Here is a 4,012-nt window from a genome sequence, read left to right as displayed (position 1 = left end):
CGACATACAGCCTCAGGAGGTTAAAGATGACTTTGTAAAAGTTCAAGGTCAGGTGACATCGGTTTCCCAACTGTCGGACGTACAGCCTACCGATTGGGCGTTTCAAGCCTTACAATCTTTAGTTGAACGCTACGGTTGTATTAGCGGATACCCCGATGGCACTTATAGAGGGAATCGAGCCATGACTCGTTACGAGTTTGCTGCGGGTTTGAATGCTTGCTTGCAACGAGTCAATGAACTGATTGGTGCATCTGTCGATAAAATAACCCAGGAAGACTTAGCCGTTTTACAGCGACTGCAAGAAGAGTTTGCCGCAGAACTAGCTACCTTACGAGGTCGGGTTGATAGTTTAGAAGCTCGTACTGCTGAACTCGAAGCTAACCGATTCTCCACAACTACAGTTTTGGGAGGAGAAGCCATTTTTGAGTTAGCCACAGCAACAGGAGGCGACCCCCCGGGAGACCAAAGTAATAACCAACCCGTTTTTACTAATTTGGTCCGTGTGGGAACCGTCTCTTCTTTTAGTGGTTTAGATCGCTTAAGAATTGGCTTAGTTAGTGGAAACTCGGCAAATCGAGGCTATGCCGGAACAGTTGAGAAACCAGGATTTGGTGACATGGCCCTGCTATCTTCTCAGACTGATACCAATAACCGAATCGCCTTAGACGTATTAGAATACAGATTTCCTGCATTTAACAATCGCGTAGTCTTTACAGCTAGACCTGTCGGCTTCAGTCTTAGCAACGTACTTACCGCGAATTCTCCCTACTTTGATACAGGACGGGGAGCGATTTCTCGATTTGCTGAAGCCAGTCCTCTCTTTAAAATCGGTAGCTTAGATGCGGGAGCAGGTGCGGATTTGTTAGTAACAGATTGGCTGCGATTGCAAGTTGCCTATGGAACAAGAAACAGCAGCGCTCCTAATCAAGGTATCAGTGGCTCCGATCACAGTACATTGGGAGTTCAGTTTTTAATTAAACCCTCTGGCAATACTTTAGCAGGTCTAACTTACATTAACGCCTACTCGGCCAATGGCAGCCTCGATACCTTTACAGGTAGCTTAAATGCCGATACTTCTGGCGGTTTGGAGAAACCCATACAGATTAATGCTCTAGGTGCATCGTTTCAATGGCGGATTAATCGTCAAGTTACCTTGGGGGCATGGGGAGGTGTTACAATGGGGAACTTCCTTAATAGCAATGCCTATGCTAATACAACAACTTACGCGGCTTCTGTGGGGATTTCCGATCCCTTTGGTCGTGAGGGAGACTTATTGGCTTTCATCATTGGTCAACCCCCTAAATTAGTTGCAGGTCGGGAGTTACCCAACGGAACGGATCGAGATACATCTCTACACTTTGAGACATTTTATCGCTGGGGTGTATCTGATAACATTTTTGTTACTCCGGGTTTCTTTGTTATTACGGCTCCTGAACATAATGCTGACAATAACACAATTTTTATGGGTGTCCTCAGAACCACATTTCTGTTCTAAACAGTTTGTCCTTAATTGAACACAAGTTTTGGAGATTAAAATCGTGAATCAGTATTTACCCAACTCAAAATTTCTGAATCCATTCCTGGCTATTGTGATTCTGAGCATAGGAGGAATAGGATTTTTTGCTTCACCTAGCCAAGCAGAAAGTTTAAACTCGTCTCACTCCAGTTCAGAAACTCAAACTATTGCTCAATCTCGACGTACCCGACCCACTTTTTTTGAAGAAACACAAGATCCGGAAGCAAGAAGAAGAAGGGGATTCAGGGAGACATTTTTAAATGATGCTTTAGGGGGAACAGCAGATCCCCTGAGTGGGGCAGGTGGAGTGGCTACAACGGTAGATTCTTTACAAAAAGTAGGATTTAACGGACAAAATGCCGGCGGTCAGTTGCGTCCTGGACAACCAAATTTATCTCCCAATTTTGACCGAACAAATGTTATTATTCCCTCTCAAAGAGGACGTAATTAAGGAGTTACGCATACACTCAAGGGGAACAGAGCGTTCCCCAAGTGAGTTTTCCCAGGATAAACAATAGAATGACCTTAGCCAAAAGTAATATCGCCGATCACCAGTTTATTAGGTTGGTTTCCTAGAGTTACTGATTTGCCAATCCCTTGAAACAACAGATTTGATGAAGGATTGCTTTCTAAAATATAAGCACCGGGCGTTAAATTAGAGTCAGTTGTTCGAGGCAATTGTACTGAGGCTAAAACATTTCCTGTTCCATTCACTCCATCATAAATCGTCACTTGATGCTCGGCAAATGGAGAAGCATAACGGAAGCTGAATTTTTGATCGAATCCATTGGCTACATTGATGATAATTGATTGTCCTTCATTGTAGGTAATCCCACGAGCAACCTGTCCGGGGTTAATCAAAGGATCGATAAAATTACCGCTTCCTCCTTGCTGTGCACTGACAATTGCCAAAGCATTTGCAGACAAGTCAAAACCAGATTCGCGAATTAAAGGATCTCTAGCAACAGTTTGTAAATTACCCACATTATCTATATTTAAGGGGACACCACTATCGCTACGATTAATTATTAAGCTTGCAGCAGTCTCTACACCTAAAGTGGCTCGGTTTGTGGGATTAACTAAGGAAAGATTAATAGTTTCATTGGGTTCAAATAGAGAATCATTAATGATGGGAATTCGGATGGGCTTGGGTGTGGTATCCCCATCGATAAACGAAACAGTAATCGGTGTAGCATTATAATCTGTTCCTGCATTTGCAGTGCCGTCACTCGCTAATACAGTTACATCCACTGTTCCCAAACTACCTCCATTTCGAGTCACCATCACTTCCAGACTGGTTGTGCCATCTTCATTCACTGAATAGCTGGGGTTACTAAACTGCAAAATCCCAGGAATGCCAATGGGCGTTGTTCGAGCATTTCCAAAATTGATATTTTCTGCATTGAAACCCCTAACAGGAGGAATGGTAACTGGATTAGGAAGCTGAGAGGCTACAAAATCGGGTTCACGAGGAATGGTAACTGGATTAGGAACCTGAGTGGCTACAAAACCGGGTTGTTGGACTTCCCGAAGTGTGAAAGTACCGGGTTGTAAGCCATTGAACTGATAGGAACCTGTGGCATCTGTTAGTGTTGAGGGTTCACTGTTATCAAAGATGTTGTTTCTGTTAAGATCGATGTAAATAGTAAACCCTGGAATTCCTGGCTCTCCTACGTCAAGAATTCCGTTAACATTGATATCATTAAATTTCCTGCCACTAATACTACCAGTGACATTTGGTGGGGTTTGTGCAATATTAAGAATGTCAAAGTTAGTGGTCTGATTAGCAACGACAGTAACAGGTTGAACTGGAGTAACACGAGTGAACCCTGCAGGAACAATTTCTTGAACAGTATAGCTGGCGGGGGGTAATTGCGAGAAGAAATAATCACCTAAACTATCTGTTTGACTTTGTAATTCTCCGCTATCGAGTTGAGCGTTGTTATTGATATCTAAAAATAGGGTGACACCTGACTGAGGTTGATCGCTTCCCGGTGTAAAAGTCCGGTCATTGTTGACATCAATAAATTTCCTGCCACTAATACTGCCAGTAACAGGTGGTGGTGTTTGTGCAATATTAAGAATGTCAAAGTTAGTGGTCTGATTAGCAACGACAGTAACAGCTTGAACTGGAGTAACACGAGTGAACCCTGCGGGAACAATTTCTTGAACAGTATAGGTGGCGGCGGGTATATTTGAGAAAGAATAACCACCTAAACTATCTGTTTGAGTTTGTAATTCTCCCCTATCGGGTTGAGCGTTGTTATTGATATCTAAAAATAGGGTGACACCTGACTGAGGTTGATCGGTTCCCGGTTCAAAAGTCCTGTTAGCGTTGACATCAATAAATTTCCTGCCACTAATACTACCAGTGACATTTGGTGGTGGTACTGCAACATTAGCAATGTCAAAGTTAATAGTCTGATTAGCAACGACAGTAACAGCTTGAACTGGAGTAACACGAGTGAACCCTGCGGGAACAATTTCTTGAACAGT

3 protein-coding genes are annotated in these 4,012 nt (G+C 43.1%); 2 read left to right on the top strand and 1 reads right to left on the bottom strand.

Features of this window, described 5'->3' with window-relative positions; all coding sequences use genetic code 11:
• Nucleotides 1-1,495: iron uptake porin (locus tag QUA42_RS19805; RefSeq protein ID WP_445301345.1), on the top strand; the 1,495-nt coding region annotated here is incomplete at its 5' end.
• Between the two features lie 43 nt (nucleotides 1,496-1,538).
• Nucleotides 1,539-1,967, top strand: coding sequence for a hypothetical protein (locus QUA42_RS19800; protein ID WP_333139380.1), 429 nt, complete (start codon nucleotides 1,539-1,541; stop codon nucleotides 1,965-1,967).
• 74 nt (nucleotides 1,968-2,041) lie between these two features.
• On the opposite strand, the gene QUA42_RS19795 is transcribed toward QUA42_RS19800, so the two are convergent.
• Nucleotides 2,042-4,012 (bottom strand): SdrD B-like domain-containing protein (locus QUA42_RS19795; protein WP_333139378.1); only part of this gene is annotated, 1,971 nt, incomplete at its 5' end.

It is taken from the genome of Microcoleus sp. Pol11C2, assembly GCF_036701505.1.
Lineage (GTDB): Bacteria > Cyanobacteriota > Cyanobacteriia > Cyanobacteriales > Microcoleaceae > Microcoleus.
The sequence above is the reverse complement of the archived record's forward strand: the minus strand, read 5'-3'. Positions and strand labels throughout refer to the sequence as shown.